The sequence below is a fragment of the Flavobacterium oncorhynchi genome (assembly GCF_002217355.1).
GTDB classification, from domain to species: Bacteria; Bacteroidota; Bacteroidia; order Flavobacteriales; family Flavobacteriaceae; genus Flavobacterium; species Flavobacterium oncorhynchi.
In genome coordinates, this window is sequence record NZ_MUHA01000003.1 from 102,701 (window position 1) to 119,165 (window position 16,465).

General features: G+C 32.5%; 15 protein-coding genes. 3 read left to right on the forward strand and 12 right to left on the reverse strand.

The window, feature by feature from the left end; all coding sequences use genetic code 11:
• Nucleotides 1-2: 2 nt before the first annotated feature.
• From mrdA to purH, 5 genes are all read right to left on the reverse strand, one after another.
• Nucleotides 3-1,967, reverse strand: a complete 1,965-nt coding sequence (gene mrdA / locus B0A75_RS01595; RefSeq protein ID WP_089052545.1) for a penicillin-binding protein 2 — start codon at nucleotides 1,965-1,967, stop codon at nucleotides 3-5.
• Entirely contained in the window at nucleotides 1,964-2,470 is a 507-nt protein-coding gene (locus B0A75_RS01600; protein ID WP_089052546.1) for a rod shape-determining protein MreD, read from the reverse strand. Before B0A75_RS01600 ends, mrdA begins: the two co-directional genes overlap by 4 nt.
• Nucleotides 2,463-3,293, reverse strand: coding sequence for a rod shape-determining protein MreC (gene mreC, locus B0A75_RS01605; RefSeq protein ID WP_089052547.1), 831 nt, complete (start codon nucleotides 3,291-3,293; stop codon nucleotides 2,463-2,465). Before mreC ends, B0A75_RS01600 begins: the two co-directional genes overlap by 8 nt.
• Nucleotides 3,294-3,402: 109 nt before the next feature.
• Nucleotides 3,403-4,431 (reverse strand): rod shape-determining protein, encoded by a 1,029-nt coding sequence (locus B0A75_RS01610; protein ID WP_008466528.1) that lies wholly within the window; start codon nucleotides 4,429-4,431, stop codon nucleotides 3,403-3,405.
• Nucleotides 4,432-4,487: 56 nt separating this feature from the next.
• On the reverse strand, nucleotides 4,488-6,014 hold the full coding sequence (gene purH, locus B0A75_RS01615; RefSeq protein WP_089052548.1) for a bifunctional phosphoribosylaminoimidazolecarboxamide formyltransferase/IMP cyclohydrolase: 1,527 nt from the start codon (nucleotides 6,012-6,014) through the stop codon (nucleotides 4,488-4,490).
• Between the two features lie 166 nt (nucleotides 6,015-6,180).
• Here purH and B0A75_RS01620 point away from each other — a divergent pair, with 166 nt between their 5' ends.
• Nucleotides 6,181-7,428 carry an ABC transporter permease gene (locus B0A75_RS01620; RefSeq protein WP_089052549.1) on the forward strand — a complete coding sequence of 416 codons (1,248 nt, stop codon included), beginning with the start codon at nucleotides 6,181-6,183 and terminating at the stop codon, nucleotides 7,426-7,428.
• A 186-nt stretch (nucleotides 7,429-7,614) separates the two neighbouring features.
• Here B0A75_RS01620 and accD read toward each other — a convergent pair whose 3' ends face one another.
• The 3 genes from accD to tamL form a co-directional block, all read right to left on the reverse strand.
• Nucleotides 7,615-8,469 carry an acetyl-CoA carboxylase, carboxyltransferase subunit beta gene (accD, locus tag B0A75_RS01625; RefSeq protein ID WP_089052550.1) on the reverse strand — a complete coding sequence of 285 codons (855 nt, stop codon included), beginning with the start codon at nucleotides 8,467-8,469 and terminating at the stop codon, nucleotides 7,615-7,617.
• A 110-nt stretch (nucleotides 8,470-8,579) separates the two neighbouring features.
• Entirely contained in the window at nucleotides 8,580-9,647 is a 1,068-nt protein-coding gene (gene fbaA / locus B0A75_RS01630) for a class II fructose-bisphosphate aldolase (protein WP_089052551.1), read from the reverse strand.
• Nucleotides 9,648-9,707: 60 nt separating this feature from the next.
• Entirely contained in the window at nucleotides 9,708-12,281 is a 2,574-nt protein-coding gene (tamL, locus tag B0A75_RS01635) for a translocation and assembly module lipoprotein TamL (protein WP_089052552.1), read from the reverse strand.
• A gap of 37 nt (nucleotides 12,282-12,318) precedes the next feature.
• Between tamL and B0A75_RS01640 the strand changes: the two genes are divergently transcribed.
• Nucleotides 12,319-13,047 (forward strand): RNA methyltransferase, encoded by a 729-nt coding sequence (locus B0A75_RS01640; protein WP_089052553.1) that lies wholly within the window; start codon nucleotides 12,319-12,321, stop codon nucleotides 13,045-13,047.
• 9 nt (nucleotides 13,048-13,056) lie between these two features.
• Here B0A75_RS01640 and porT read toward each other — a convergent pair whose 3' ends face one another.
• The 4 genes from porT to B0A75_RS01660 all read right to left on the reverse strand — a co-directional run bounded on the left by porT (nucleotide 13,057) and on the right by B0A75_RS01660 (nucleotide 15,910).
• Complete coding sequence (gene porT / locus B0A75_RS01645; RefSeq protein WP_089052554.1) at nucleotides 13,057-13,764, reverse strand: type IX secretion/gliding motility protein PorT/SprT; 708 nt, start codon at nucleotides 13,762-13,764, stop codon at nucleotides 13,057-13,059.
• A gap of 1 nt (nucleotide 13,765) precedes the next feature.
• Nucleotides 13,766-14,497 carry a bifunctional demethylmenaquinone methyltransferase/2-methoxy-6-polyprenyl-1,4-benzoquinol methylase UbiE gene (gene ubiE / locus B0A75_RS01650; RefSeq protein ID WP_089052555.1) on the reverse strand — a complete coding sequence of 244 codons (732 nt, stop codon included), beginning with the start codon at nucleotides 14,495-14,497 and terminating at the stop codon, nucleotides 13,766-13,768.
• A gap of 573 nt (nucleotides 14,498-15,070) precedes the next feature.
• Nucleotides 15,071-15,553: a dihydrofolate reductase gene (locus B0A75_RS01655; RefSeq protein ID WP_089052556.1), complete on the reverse strand. Its 483-nt coding sequence runs from the start codon at nucleotides 15,551-15,553 to the stop codon at nucleotides 15,071-15,073.
• Between the two features lie 12 nt (nucleotides 15,554-15,565).
• A complete protein-coding gene (locus tag B0A75_RS01660; protein ID WP_089052557.1) occupies nucleotides 15,566-15,910 on the reverse strand; it encodes a 2TM domain-containing protein in 345 nt (114 codons plus the stop codon).
• Between the two features lie 240 nt (nucleotides 15,911-16,150).
• Here B0A75_RS01660 and B0A75_RS01665 point away from each other — a divergent pair, with 240 nt between their 5' ends.
• Complete coding sequence (locus B0A75_RS01665) at nucleotides 16,151-16,447, forward strand: isoamylase early set domain-containing protein (protein ID WP_089052558.1); 297 nt, start codon at nucleotides 16,151-16,153, stop codon at nucleotides 16,445-16,447.
• Nucleotides 16,448-16,465: the final 18 nt, after the last annotated feature.

The following is a 16,465-nucleotide window of genomic DNA, read 5'->3' on the forward strand; positions in this document are numbered from 1 at the left end:
TCTTAGTTCTTTTTAGTAGTGTCTATTGTTGTTTTTTTAGCCTCTGTTTTTGGAGCTGTTGTTTTTGGGGCAATGATTTTAGCTTTTAAAAGGGAATCTTTTGGTGTAGATTCGATTGCGCTGGCTTCGTTCATTCCTCCAAGTTTAGCATATTCGCTCGCTAAACTTTTATTTAAAACACGAATCTCTAAATCAGTTCTCGTTATTTTTTTTCTTAAATATTTTTCTATCATTAAACTCGCAATTGGACCTGCCACGGTAGCTCCAAAACCTCCATTTTCAATCATAATCGCAATCGCAATTTTTGGATTGTCTTTCGGTGCAAATGCCACAAAAATGGAGTGATCCTTTAGTTGTGTTCTCTTGCCGTTAATTTTTGCAAAGTTTTCAGCTGTACCCGTTTTTCCACAAATGTCAATTCCTTCAACTCTTAAAGCGTGTGCAGTTCCTTTATTGTATACATCGAATAAACCGCTTATAACTGGCGGGAAATATTTCTGATCAATTGAGGTGGTGTGTTTAGTTGTAAATTTTGAATCAATTTTTTCACCCTCAATTTTTTTAATGATATGAGGCGTGTAATAGTATCCTTGATTTGCAACAGTTGCCATCATATTAGCAAGCTGAATAGGTGTCATTAAAACCTCTCCCTGACCAATTGCATTCGATACAATTGTTGTGCTTCTCCAGCCTCCGTTAGGATAAATTCTTTTATAGGTTTTAGAATTTGGAATATTACCTCTTTTTCCTGTTGGTAAATCATACCCCATAAATTGACCTAAACCAAAACTTCTCATATGATCACTCCAAACATCTACTGCTTTACCTGGATTTGCATATTTGTTGATTGTTAACATATATGCTTGTGCAAAGTAAGTGTTGCAAGAGTTGTAAATACCATTGTGTAATTGATGAGGTCCAAATCCGTGACATTTCATAAAGCGACCGCGTCCATAACTAAATCCATGATGACACATAAAAGTAGTTTGCTCGTTGATAACGCCTTCTTGCAGAGCCACTAAACCTGTTAAGATTTTAAAAGGAGAACCAGGAGGATACTCAGCCAAGAGACCTCTGTCATACAGTGGTTTTGCAATCGAATCATGATACAAAAGAGTATAGTTTTTAGAACGTTGTCTTCCAACTAGAATTCCCGGGTCATATGATGGAGCGGTTACTAATGCTAAAATTTCACCAGATTTTGGTTCTATAGCAACAATTCCACCTCTTTTATTAATCATTAACTCTTCGCCATACTTTTGAAGTTCAGCGTCGATTGTTAAATTGATATCTTCACCAGCAACAGCGATCGTGTCATATTTACCTTCTTTATAAGAGCCAATTTCACGATTGTATTTGTCTTTCTGAATGTATTTTACTCCTTTTATACCACGTAAAATCTCTTCGTAACTTTCTTCAACTCCTTGTTTTCCAATTAAATCACCGCTGTTGTAATATGGATTTTTTGCAATTTGGCGCTCATTTACCTGTGTAATGAAACCAAAAATATTAGCGCCATAATCTACTTCGTAGTCACGAAGTGAACGTTTCTGAAAATAAAAACCTTCAAATTTTCTGATTTTTTCCTGAAAAGCAGCAAATTCATTTTTATTTAACTGAGATAAAAATACAGATGGTAATCGTGGACTGTAAACTTTTGCTTTAGCAACTCTTTTCTCGTAATCTTCGGGAGTAATATTTAGTAATGCGCAAAACTCTGGGATATTAAGATTTTCTTTAATATCTCTAGGAATTACCATGATATCGTAAGAAGCCTGATTGGCAACCAGTAATTTGCCATTTCTGTCATAGATATATCCTCGTTCTGGATAATCGTAGACTTTTTTAATGGCATTATTTTCTGATTTCAATTTAAACGAATCATCAATGATCTGCAGATAAAATATCCGCATTACTAGCAAAGATGCTGCAATAATAATTAAAGAGGGCAGCAGAACTTTTCTCATCGTTTATTGGGCTTAATAAGATAAATTATTATAATTGAAGTGATTATTGTAAAAATGGTGCTGAACAAGGTTCGCAGTAAAATGTCTAGTATAAATTTAAATTGAAAAGCTTCTAATGTAAATAGTATAATGTGATGCAATAAAACAGATACTAGAATAAATGAAAACCTTTCAGGTGTTAAAGATTCATTTAGTTTAATGGTCTGATATTCATAACTTAAACCAAATGAAAATTTAAAGATGTAAGGTCTGTAATAGGCAAGAATTACACAAGCAGTTGCATGAATTCCGCCAGAGTTACAAAACATATCCATTATCAATCCTAGCAAAAAACTAGAGATAATTAATCCTGCTCTATTGCTGTTTACAGGATATAATATAATATACAAGATATATGGGAAGGGACTTATATACCCTAAAAAATTCATATTATTGAAAATAACAACCTGAATTGCTAGTAACATAATAAAACGAAGAATATTGACTAATAAAGCGCTATTCATCTTTTTCCTTGTTTTTGTTTTCTAAATTAATAAGTTCTTCTCTGTCTTTACTTTTGATAATATAAACATGCCCTAGATTTGTCATATCGTTAAAAAGTTTAACATCTATAACATAATAACTGGTGCCTTTTTTAATGTATATTTTCTCAACTGTACCAATGTTTATTCCTTCTGGGAAAATTACAGATTGTCCTCCGGTAACAATTGTGTCTCCTTTTCTAATAGTGGCAAGTCTAGGTACATCTTCCAGTTGCGCAAATCCTGTGCTTTTTCCATTCCATGTTAAAGAACCAAAATGATTTGATTTTTTGATTTTGGCATTAATCTGAGATTTCATGTTCAAAATACTCACAACAGTCGAATATCTTGGTGATGTATTATCTACAACTCCAATAATCCCTAAACTGTTAATTACTCCCATATCTTGTTTAACTCCGTCGTTTGCTCCAGAGTTTAAAGTGATATAGTTTTCGTGAGTATTATAAGAGTTGTGAATTACTTTAGATACAATAATATCTGCAGGTTTTACTCCTTTTATACTATCGGCCAAAGGTATTTTGGTAGTATCCTCTTTGTTGAATAAAAGACTTTTTAATCTTGCGTTTTCAAGTACAAGTTCGTCATTTTCAGATCTTAAATTCAAATATTCGTTGATGTGATTAATTCTTTCGTAAACTCCGCCGCTTAAAAAATTAGCGGAACTGATTACTCTGCTTTTGTGATAGGAGTGTGACTGAATCGTGAGCGTCAACGAAATACCTAAAAGCAGCAAAAACAGCAATCGATTACTGTTTCTTATAAGGAAATTAAAAATTTGCTGCATTTCTTGTTTGGTTATTTTGTTTCAGGATATGCTTTTGGTTTCAAATTTTATTAGAGTCAAATAGTGAAATTTGACTCTAATAAAAGTAAATTGATTACTATTTTGAATCTTATTTGATTAAGATACTTTTAAATTTTGCAATGTTTTTAAGTGCCATTCCAGTTCCACGAACAACAGCTCTTAAAGGATCTTCGGCAATATAAACAGGTAAATCTGTTTTTTGAGAAATACGTTTGTCAAGACCTCTTAACATAGATCCCCCGCCAGCTAAATAAATACCTGTATTGTAAATATCGGCAGCTAATTCAGGAGGTGTTTGAGATAATGTTTCCATTACAGCATCTTCAATACGTTGAATCGACTTGTCTAATGCTTTTGCGATTTCGCGGTAAGAAACATCTACTTGTTTTGGTTTCCCTGTAAGCAAATCTCTACCTTGAACAGACATATCTTCTGGCGGACCGTCTAAATCTTCGATAGCCGCTCCAATTTGAATTTTTATTTTTTCAGCAGTGCTTTCTCCAACAAATAAATTGTGTTGAGTACGCATATAATAAACGATGTCATTTGTAAATACATCACCTGCAATTTTTACAGATTTATCGCAAACAATTCCGCCTAAAGCGATAACAGCAATTTCTGTTGTACCACCTCCAATATCGACAATCATGTTTCCTTTTGGCTGCATAATATCAATGCCGATACCAATTGCAGCAGCCATAGGCTCGTGAATTAAGTAAACTTCTTTTCCGTTTACTCTTTCACAAGATTCTTTTACCGCTCTCATTTCAACCTCAGTAATACCAGAAGGAATACAAACCACCATACGTAAAGCTGGAGTAAACATTCTTTTTTTCAATGCAGGAATGCTTTTAATGAACATATTGATCATCTTTTCCGAAGCATCAAAATCAGCAATTACACCATCTTTTAAAGGCCTTATGGTCTTGATGTTTTCATGCGTTTTACCTTGCATCATGTTGGCTTCTTTACCAACAGCAATGATTTTGCCTGATACTCTATCACGTGCAACTATAGATGGACTATCAATAACAACTTTATCATTATGTATGATTAAAGTGTTTGCGGTACCAAGGTCTATCGCGATATCCTCGGTCATGAAATCAAAAAATCCCATAAGTTTTTTAGGGGTTTAAAATGTTATAAATTATTTATCGAACAAAGTTAAACAAATTAATGTTTAAAATGACGAGTTCCTGTAAATACCATTGCAACATTATTTTCATTGCAATAATTTATACTTAATTCGTCTTTTATTGAGCCTCCTGGCTGAATTACAGCAGTTATTCCTGCTTTTTTGGCTAATTCTACACAATCCGGAAATGGAAAAAATGCATCGCTTGCCATAGAAGCGCCGGTTAAATCAAATCCAAAAGCTTTTGCTTTGTCAACAGCTTGCATTAAAGCATCAACTCTTGAAGTCTGACCTGTACCAGATGAAATTAAAGTTCCGTTTTTTGCAAAGACAATTGTATTTGATTTTGTGTTCTTGCAAATTTTTGATGCAAAAATCAAATCTTCTATCTCTTGAGCAGTAGGTTCTGTAATTGTAACGGTTTTTAAATGCTCTTTATTATCTGTAATATTATTTCTGTCCTGAATTAACAAACCATTAAGACATGTTCTTACTTGTCTTGAAGGTAATTCAACTTCATTTTGAACTAATATGATTCTGTTTTTCTTTTCTTGTAAAACTGTAATTGCTTCATCATCATAAGCTGGAGCAATAACTACTTCGCAGAATAATTTGTTGATTTCTTGTGCAGTTTCCAAATCAATCTTAGTGTTTGAAATCAAAACTCCTCCAAAAGCAGAAGTAGGATCACAAGCTAAAGCCGCTAAATAAGCTTCGCTGATTGTTTTTCTTGAAGCTAAACCACAAGCATTATTATGTTTTAGAATCGCAAATGTTGGTCCGTCAGTTTTGAATTCAGCAATTAAATTTACTGCAGCATCAACATCAAGCAAGTTGTTGTATGATAATTCTTTTCCGTGAACTTTATTGAACATCGCATCAAAATCTCCAAAGAAGAAGCCTTTTTGATGCGGGTTTTCGCCATATCTTAAAACCTGACCATTGTCAATGCTTTCTTTGTAGATCGTTTCGTCTGTATTAAAATAATTAAAAATAGCTCCATCGTAATGAGAAGATACGTGGAAAGCTTTAGTAGCTAACAATCTTCTGTTTTCAAGAGTTGTAGAACCATTTTGTTCTGTAATCATATCTAAAAGCAAACTGTATTCATTAACAGAAGCAACAATGACTGTGTCCTTGAAGTTTTTTGCTCCAGCGCGAATCAATGAAATTCCGCCAATGTCAATTTTCTCGATAATATCTTGCTCGCTTGCACCAGAAGCAACTGTTTTTTCAAAAGGATACAAATCAACAATTACTAAATCAATCTGCGGAATATCAAATTCCTTCATTTGTTGAACATCACTTTCGTTATCTTGACGATTCAAGATTCCTCCAAAAATTTTTGGGTGTAAAGTTTTTACTCTTCCTCCAAGAATTTCAGGGAAAGAGGTAATGTCTTCAACAGGAACTACAGGAATACCAAGGTTTTTAATGAAATCTTCAGTTCCTCCAGTAGAGTAAAGTGTAACATTTTGTTCGTGTAATTTTCTAACGATTGGTTCTAATCCATCTTTAGAAAAAACAGAAATTAATGCCGATTGTATTTTTTTAGTTGTGCTCATTGTGTAGTTATGATTTTTGAGACTGCAAAAGTAGTTTTTTTATATATTATTTTAAAGAAAATTAATGTAACATTATGCTAAAAAAATCTACTGATGAGTAAGTTAACTTTTATTAGGTTTTTGTTTTTAAATTATTGAATTTTACTTTGTTGAAAAATACTACTATATGCTTCTTTATCTAAGATTATTAAAAGAAAGTTTAAGCTTTGCTATAAGCGCCTTGCGAAATAATAAACTGCGAACTTTATTGTCGCTTTTAGGTGTTACTATTGGTATTTTTTCAATTATTGCTGTTTTAGCTGCCGTTGATTCTTTAGATAGAAAAATTTCAAAAGATTTGAGCAGTTTAGATAAAAATACGATTTATTTAATGAAATACTGTTTTGGACCCTCCGAAATTCCGCAATGGAAGAGGGAACAGTTTCCAAATGTGAAGTATGATGAATATATCGCTTTAAAAAATTCTCTTAATAATACAGATCAGGTTGCGTATCAGCTTTTTGTTAATCATGAAAGTTTAAAATACGATTCAAAAACCGTCAGTGATGTGAATATTGTGCCGTCGTCAAGCGAAATGGTCGATATTGACGGATTGAGTTTTGACAAAGGAAGATTTTATAATGAATCTGAATCGAATTCAGGAACTGCAGTAATAGTTCTAGGATATGATATTGCCGAAGGGCTTTTTGGCAGTAGCGATCCTATTGGCAAAAACATACGGCTTTATGGTCAGCGTTTTACTGTAATTGGTGTAATTGAAAAACAAGGAGCAGGTTTTTTTGGAGATAGCAACGATACGTCGGTGTATTTGCCAGCTAATTTTTTACGTAAAATGTATGGTGACAGCGATGCGATGACCCCGGTAATTGTTTTGAAACCAGAGAAAGGCATTGATATGGATGCTTATAAAGCTGAAGTTGCACAAAAACTTCGAGCGACTAGAGGAATGAAAGCAGGAGAGATTGATAATTTTTTTGTAAATGTTCTTTCCGGTTTTACGGATTTTATCGACGGAATTCTTGGGCAGATGAATGTTGTAGGCTGGATTATCAGCGGATTTTCTCTTTTGGTGGGAGGCTTCGGAATTGCAAATATTATGTTTGTTTCGGTAAAAGAAAGAACGAACTTAATTGGGATTCAAAAATCATTGGGAGCTAAAAACAGGTTTATATTATTTCAATTTTTATTTGAAGCAATAATTCTTTCAGTAATTGGTGGAATTATTGGTTTGTTGATGGTTTGGGGAATTGCTCTTATTTTGACAAAAGCACTCGATTTTGAATTTGTTTTAAGTTTTGGGAATATTGTATTAGGAACAACTTTAGCGGCGCTTATTGGATTAATTTCAGGAATTCTTCCAGCAATTTCTGCAGCAAATTTAGATCCAGTTGAAGCAATCCGAACTGGAATGTAGTTTTTTTGAGGGTCAAAGGTTCAGAGAGGTAAAGGGACTAAGTTTTAATTTTAGATCTTTATATAATTCTGGAATTTTACAAGTTTTTTCTTTTTTAAATTCCATAACAATAATACATATTCACTTTTGGATATAAAAAAATCCCAAGAAGTAATTCTTGGGATTTTTGTTTTAGAGAGTTAAAAACTATCTAATAGTATTGTTTTGAATCAAATCGATATATAAGTTAATCTTATCCTTCAATTCTTTTCTAGGCGTGATAAAATCTAAGAAACCATGCTCTAATAAGAACTCAGCAGTTTGGAAACCTTCTGGTAAATCTTTTCCAGTAGTGTCACGTACAACACGCGGTCCAGCAAAACCAATCAAAGCGCCTGGCTCAGAGATGTTAATGTCTCCTAACATTGCATAAGATGCAGTTGTTCCTCCCGTTGTTGGGTCTGTACAAAGTGAGATATAAGGTAATTTTGCTTCTGCTAATTGAGCTAGTTTTACAGAAGTTTTTGCTAATTGCATTAAAGAATAAGCGGCTTCCATCATACGAGCCCCGCCAGATTTAGAAATCATTACAAAAGGCAGTTTGTTTTTGATTGCGTGATCAATACCTCTTGCGATTTTTTCACCTACAACAGCTCCCATAGATCCACCAATAAAAGCGAAATCCATACAGCAAATTACAAGTTCTTTTCCTTTAGATTTTCCTACTCCCGTACGTACAGCGTCTTTAAGGTGAGTTTTTTCCATTACATCTTTTAATCTTTCTGCATATTTTTTTGTGTCCACAAAATGCAAAGGATCTTTTGATGTCATGTTTTTGTCTAACTCAACAAATTCATTGTTGTCGAATAAAATTTCAAAATAGATTGCGCTTCCAATTCGAACATGAAAATCATCTTCAGGGCTTACGAATAAGTTTCTTGCTAATTCGTCAGCATCAATAATTTTTCCAGTAGGAGATTTGTACCACAATCCTTTCGGAACGTCCATTTTATCTTCTGTCGCGGTCGTAATTCCTTTTTCTTGTCTTTTAAACCAAGCCATTTTTTTAATTTTAGAATGTAGATTTTAAAGTTTAGATTTTTCAATCTGATTCAAAATTTAGATTTCAGGCTTTTTTAGAAGTCTGAAATCTAAAATCAGAAATCTAAAAATTAAAGTGTATTTACGTTATTCAAGTCAGCAAAAGCTTGTTCAAGTCTTGCGTTGAATGTTACTTCGCTCTCACGAACCCATTTTCTTGGGTCATAGTATTTTTTGTTAGGAACATCAGCTCCCTCTGGGTTACCAATTTGAGTTTTTAAATATTCAATATTGTTTACCATATAATCACGGATTCCTTCAGTATAAGCAAACTGTAAATCAGTATCGATGTTCATTTTGATAACTCCGTATCCAATAGCTTCTCTAATTTCTTCAAGTGTAGAACCTGAACCTCCGTGGAAAACGAAATCTACTGGATTGTGACCAGTTTTGAATTTGTCTTGAACGAAATCTTGAGAGTTTTTTAAGATTTTTGGAGTTAATTTTACGTTTCCTGGTTTGTATACACCGTGAACGTTTCCAAAAGCAGCAGCAATTGTAAATTTAGGACTTACTTTAGATAATTCTTCGTAAGCATAAGCTACCTCTTCTGGCTGTGTATATAATTTTGAGCTGTCTACGTCTGAGTTGTCAACGCCATCTTCTTCTCCACCTGTAATACCAAGTTCGATTTCTAATGTCATTCCCATTTTGCTCATTCTAGCTAAATATTCTTTGCAGATTTCGATGTTCTCTTCGATTGGCTCCTCAGACAAATCGATCATATGAGAACTGAATAATGGTTTTCCTGTTTCTGCAAAATGTTTTTCAGAAGCATCTAATAAACCATCGATCCATGGCAATAATTTTTTTGCACAGTGGTCAGTATGTAAAATTACAGTTGCACCATAAGCCTCAGCTAAAGTGTGAATGTGTTTCGCTCCAGCGATTCCACCAGCGATTGCTGCTTTTTCGCCTGCGTTAGATAAACCTTTTCCAGCGTTAAATTGTGCTCCTCCGTTAGAAAATTGAATGATAACCGGTGCATTTAATTTTGCTGCAGTTTCTAGAACTCCATTGATAGTACTAGATCCTGTAACATTTACAGCAGGTAAAGCAAATCCTTTTTCTTTCGCATAATTAAAAATCTCCTGTACTTGATCTCCTGTAGCTACTCCGGGTTTAATATTGTGTGCCATTGTAATTTTTTTTATAGTTGTTTTTAGTTTTTAGGTTGCAAAAATAAGAATTAATTAGCATTAGAACGGATAATTTATTCCAAAATTTAAAACCGAGTGCCCAAAATTGTACTCTTTAAACCAACGGTCACCCTTCTCATGTGCCGGATTATAGGTCTTAAAGCCTAAATCTAAACGAATAACAAAAAAGCTTAAATCGTATCGTAAACCAAATCCTGAACCCAAAGCAATTTCAGCTAAATCGTTTACGCCAGAAAATTTTGCCTTCTCATCGATGACATTATCGAGCACATTCCAGATATTTCCGGCATCTGCAAAGATGGCTCCTTTAACATCTCCAAAGACTTTAAATCTGTATTCTGCACTAAAAGCAATTTTCATATTTGCCTCATTGAAATCATTTACAGCATTCGTGCTTCCAGGTCCAAGAGAGTAAGGCTGCCAAGCACGATTGTCATTTGATCCCCCTGCGTAATAACTTCGTGAGAAAGGAATGTAATTTGAATTTCCAAAAGGAACTGCTATTCCAAAAAAGCTTCGAACAGCTAATACTTTCTCTTTTCCAAAATCCCAGTGTTTGATATAGTCAAACTCAGTTTTTATATACTCGGAGTATTCTAAGTTGAAAATTTCGTAATTACCATTTCCATTTTTTGGCAGGTTTCCTATACTTGAAATGGCTGATAATAAAGTTCCAGCTGATTCTATTTTAGTTTTAAATTGATAAAAAGTATTGTCTGCTAAATCCTTTTTAGTTGTTTTAGTAAAAGTGTAGCTGGTTGCTAAAATGAAATCGTTTTCAGTTAAACGAACCCTTCTTTCTTCTATACTTTCTACATCTTTATATTGTGGGTCGCCAGGAAGTAATGCCGTTTTGTTGTTCAATACATCACTGGTAAAACCTGTCGTTCCATTTGGAATAGTCAGATCTTTTCTAATTTGTTCTTCTGGTGTTTCTCCCCAGAAGTTTGGATTTATATTATAATCTTTACCAATTCCGTTCAATTCGTCATAAGATGAAGTATAAACGTTGAAATAATTGTTAGGATTTAAGTTTCTAACGAATTGGGCATTAAGCAGATCAAATTTTACAGAATTATGTCGCTTTGGTGACCAGTTGTAAGATATTCCTCCTGTAAAGTTTTCTTTGTCTAAACCAATATTGCGCTGTTTTGAAAAACCTGCCGAAATACTGGTAGATGGAATCATTCTTTTTGGAATAATTTTTTCAGTACCAAAAGGCATTAGAATTCTTGGGAAGTTAAGTTTTAAATCAACCCCATATTCAGAAACGTTAAAAAAGTTATCGTTTGGATTAGCCATGTCTTTAGAAGATCCAATGTTTAAACGGGTCGATATTTCTAAAGTTTCAGCTCTGTTGAATACATTTCGTATAGTTTCGGATATACTGGCCCCAATACCAAAGTCTTGAATATTGGAGTGCGTTACGTCTAAAGTTGTACCAAAACTATATTTTTTTCTAGGAGTTAAATAAACTTTTGCAATTAAAGACTGTGCGGTTGAGTCGCGTTTATCTACCTCATATTGTATTGATGGGTAATTAAAAATTTTAAGATTATTTAAATATCGTGATGAAAGAGTTGTTCTAGTGTCAGAAAAAGTACTTCCTTTATTTATAAAAACGGCATCGGTAATGGCGCGAGGCTTATATTTTAGTTTTTTATAACTGTATAAATTGAAGTTGTTATAAGTAGTACTGTCACTGATTTTACTTTTAGCATTTGCAGCAGAGTAATCGGTAAAAATATTTACATCGCTGATTGTATATAGTTTAAAAGGTTCTGTTCTGCTGGAGTCTTTTTCCTGTATATTATTGTTGTTGATAATAAGAGTTACATTAGCTTTGTTTTTTTTGCCAATTGTATCAATGTCAAAAGTGATGTAAGTAGGCTGAAAAAAATAAGCACCGTGATTTCTAAAATAAGTTGTGATACGATTTTTTTCTTCTTCGAAATCAGAAGTTTTATACTGATTTCCAGATTTTAAAACCGAAGCCTCTGGATTGTTTTTGTATAATGAATCAAGGGCAGGGGTCATTATTTTAGTTCGAATAGTGTCTATGGTATAACCAGGGCCGGTAGTTATTTTATAATTTATCTGAGCCTTTTTTCGAGCAATACTGTCAATAGAATAATCTGTAGAAACATTAAAATAACCATTGTTGAAATAGTAATATTTTAAGCGTAACAATGACTTTTTTGCTTTTGCGGTATCAATTATTACTGGTGCTTCACCAGTATTTTTTAAAAACTCATTAAGTCCTTTGTTTAAAAAAGATTGTCCAAGTCGATCAACTTGCTTTGCAGATAATACTTTAGACCAGCGTTCATATCTGTGTGGGTGTTTTATAAATTGAGCCTTATAAGTTGAGTCTGGATTTAAGTTTGCTAAGTTGTATAAATTCAGACGAAGTTTGTATCCTAACAGTTTACCATTAGGTTTTTGATACATTTGATTTAAAGCCGTTTCATCATTTGTAGATTTCCCGTTTACAAGAATATTATTTTTTACAAGAAGGTTTTTTCCGTCAGGAACTCTTTTTACAGCATTACAAGCGCAAATAAGTATTGCTATTAGAATAAATGCTGTTATTTTTGTAGAATTCTTTTTCAAGTGTTTTTAAAAATTTAATTCAAAAGTACATTATTTTATGGTTACTAAAAACCAAATAAAGCTTATCTCAGGTTTGCATCAAAAAAAGCAGCGTTTTGTAAATCAATTGTTTTTTGCCGAGGGGGTAAAGGTAATTCAAGAATTACTGCAATCCAATTTTGAATTAGAGCATTTATACACCACATTAAATGATTTTCAAGAAGTTCAAACTTCAAAGCGAACTCTTATTAATGATCAAGAACTAAAAAAAATAAGCGCGCTGACAACTCCAAATTCTTGTTTAGCAGTTTTTAAAATGCCTGTCGAAAACGAAATTAATAATAACGGTTTAATCCTCGCTTTAGATGATATTCGTGATCCAGGAAATTTAGGAACTATTCTGCGTCTTTGCGACTGGTTTGGAATTAAACAAATTGTTTGTTCTAAAGAAACAGTCGATATTTACAATCCAAAAGTTGTCCAGGCCACAATGGGGTCTATTACCAGAGTAAATGTAAATTATGTTGATCTCAAAACGTATTTAAGTCAAACAAAACTTCCTGTTTTTGGAACTTTTATGGATGGCGAAACTATTTATAAAAAAAATCTGCCTGAAAACGGAATCATTATTATGGGTAATGAAGCCAATGGTATTTCGGCAGAAATTGAAAAAACGGTTACCACACGATTAACAATTCCTAGGTTTGGAGAGCTGCAAAAAACAGAAAGTTTAAATGTAGCAACAGCAACCGCGATTATTCTTAGTGAGTTTAAACGAAATAGTTAAGATTTTGTTTTAGTGAAAGGTGAAATTTATTAAAAGAGCCCTTGATTTCATAGAATCGATGTTGCTTGTCCAAGGGCTTAATGGATCTTTGTCTTGTACTAATTCGTTTGTAATACCAAACATACCTCTGATAGAAGGAGAGAAAATAAAATACTCCGTAAAGAAATCTATTCCAAAGCCAAGCTCATAAGCAGCAGTCCATGGTTTTACTCTGAATTTTCCTTCAGCATTGTCATCCGTAGATTTAGAGTTGCTCGATAGGTTTAATGTTGTAGACATTCCGCCAACTAAATAAGGACGAACATTTCCGGTACGTAATGATGAAAACTTCAATAACAATGGAAAATGGATATAGGTGCTGTTTACTTCTCTCAAATAATCAGTTTTAGAAGTAAAATTAGGATAGTATAAATCTCGTTTTGTGTAATATAAACCTGGTTCAAAACGCAAATTAATATACTCTTGTAATCTTAAATCAGCGACTACACCTACATTAAAACCAGTTGTTTTTTTAACTTGAATATCCTGATTTACGACGTTTTTGTAATCAAACTTAAAGTCAAAGCTGTTGAAACCTAAGTAATAGCCAAAGTAAACACGCTGTTTTTGCCAGTTTTCAAGGTTTATAATAGGATCTTTGCTAAACATGCTTTTAGCAAATTGAGAATATCCTTTTGTCGATAAGACTAATAAAAATAAGATTACAATTTTTTTCATACTACTTTTTAGATGCTGAATAAATGGTTGCGACACCAAAAGTCTGAGGCATTGCTACAACATCTATAAACCCAGTTTTTCTTAAAATATTGTTTAATGCTTCTCCATATGGGAAAACGGCAGCAGATTCAGATAAATAACCATAAGCGTGATTATCTTTAGAAAATAATTTTCCAATAAGCGGTAATATATTTTTATTATAAAAATTATAACCTTGTTTGTAAGGGAATTTATCTGGATTGGAAGTTTCTAAGATCACAAAAAGACCGTCTGGTTTTAAAACTCTTAAGATTTCAGCAAAACCTTTTTCTAAGTTTTCAAAGTTTCGAACTCCAAAACCTACTGTTATGGCATCAAAATAATTATCTTCAAAAGGGATGTTTTCAGAATCTCCTAATACTAAATCTATAACAGAAGATAGGTTTTTTTCTTCTACTTTTTTCTTTCCAACTTCAAGCATTCCTGCAGAAATATCCAGACCAATAATTTTCTCTGCTTTAGTTTGAGCCATTAAAATGGCTAAGTCGCCAGTTCCTGTAGCAATGTCAAGAATGACTTTTGGTTTAGTATCTGAAACTATTTTTAATACTTTTTTTCGCCATTTGACATCTATGCCAAATGAAATTACACGATTTAAATTGTCGTAGTTCCCAGAAATGTTGTCAAACATTTGGGCTACTTGTTCTTTTTTACCTAAAGAAGAATCTTTATATGGGGTTATTTTTTCAGACATTATTTTTATTTACGCAAATATAAACAATCTGCTTTAACTGTAGTTGAGTTTTTTAAAGTGTAAATTAAATGTTTTGAAATGGAGGATAAAAATCACTTTTAGTAAAAGTTTTTACCATCACCAAAAGTGGGTATTTTTAAAAAATCACTAAAAGTGGGTATTGTATGATGTGTATTTTATGTACAACTTTGTTAAAGTAAAAATGATAAAAATTTAATGATTGATTTATCATATTGACTTAATCAAACACTGTTTTTTGCACGGCAGTTAATTTGTTCAAGTAAGTAGTTTTAAAAGTATTGTTCTTGGGGGGATACTATTTTTAAAGTGCGAAATACGTTCTTAGGATTAAATTTGTTTTTGGAAATTTTAATTTTCTGCCTTTAATATCTTAGTGGTATTTGTTATTAAAGGCTTATATTGAGATTCGTTCTCAATTAACAGTAAATGTTATTCAGTTATTTCAGATGCCCTTTGCATTTGTGATTTTTACAAAAACTATTTCTTGAATTAGTCAAGGCTAACAATCAGTCATTTTTAAAAAACATCCTTCAAAAGAGGATGTTTTTTTATTTATTTTCTAATGTAAGTTTCATAGGTATAATCGTAAAGATGTTTTTCATCTTTAAAATTTTCTTCAGATTCTACTAATAACCATTCACTTTTATTGATTTTAGGAAAAAATGTATCAGCATCAAATGTGTGATGCACTTTAGTTATTTCGATTATATCAGTATAAGGTAAAGCTAAATTGTAAATTTCGCCGCCTCCAATAATATATGAATCTTCATTTTCGGGGCATAATGCGATAGCTTTTTCTATGCTGTCTACAACTATGCAGCCTTCAGGGGCATAATCTTTTTGTCTGGTAATAACAATATGTACTCTGTTAGGTAATGGTTTGGGAAAACTTTCAAATGTTTTTCTTCCCATTATAATATGATGATTTGTTGTTAGTGTTTTGAATCTTTTAAAATCATTTGGCAGGTGCCATACTAAATCATTATTTTTTCCAAGAGCATTGTTTTCGGCAACAGCCGCGATCATTATAATCATAATGTGCTAAAACTAAATTTTATTTTCGGTATCCTCATTGATCCTAGATTCTAATTGACTGATTCTTTTTTGCTGTAAAGCAACTAATCTGTCAATTTGTTCCCTTTCCCATTTTTTGTTCATGAATCGATCTGTAATGTAAACTTTTATAAAGTGCAGTATAAAAATGAAGAACCATAAGGTAATGCCCCATAAGCACCAGTTTTGCTCTGTTGAAGCTCCAAAACCAAAAAATCTATTTGCAATGAAAATAAATAAACTTCCTAGTAGAAAAAGTACAAAATGAAAATAAAGGATTTTTTTTTGTCTTATACGTCTTCTTGCATACTCGTATTGTTCGTGCACTTCTTTTTCCATACCGATATAAATGAGATTATAAAGTTAGAATTTATTTTTAAAACACCGTATTTTGACTGCAGAATATTTGTTTGAAAATGAGTTGTAAATAAATATACAAAAAAAATATACTCTTTAAATTGTTGATGCAATTAAAAAAACGGACTGTTTTTGCTATTATCACAAATCGGAATTGGATAGTGAAAAGTTTAGTTGAATTTATGTAATTTTAGTTTCTATAAATCTAAAAACTAAACAGTTATGTCTTTAAAGAAACAATTTATCAAAACAAAACCAGTTGTAAAAGTTACTTTTTCTATAGATGCCAAAGATGCTGATTCGGCAGCGGTTGTTGGAGATTTTAATAACTGGAATCCTGAAGAAGGAACTTTGAGTAAACTAAAGAATGGAACATTTAAAGCTACGTATGACTTAGTAAAAGATGCCATTTATGAATTTAAATATGTAATCGACGGTATTTACATTAATGATCCTGAAGCAGATTCGTATAAATGGAATGATTTCGCTGGCAGTGAAAACAGTGTTTTAGTAGTATAAAAAAATCCGCTTAAAATT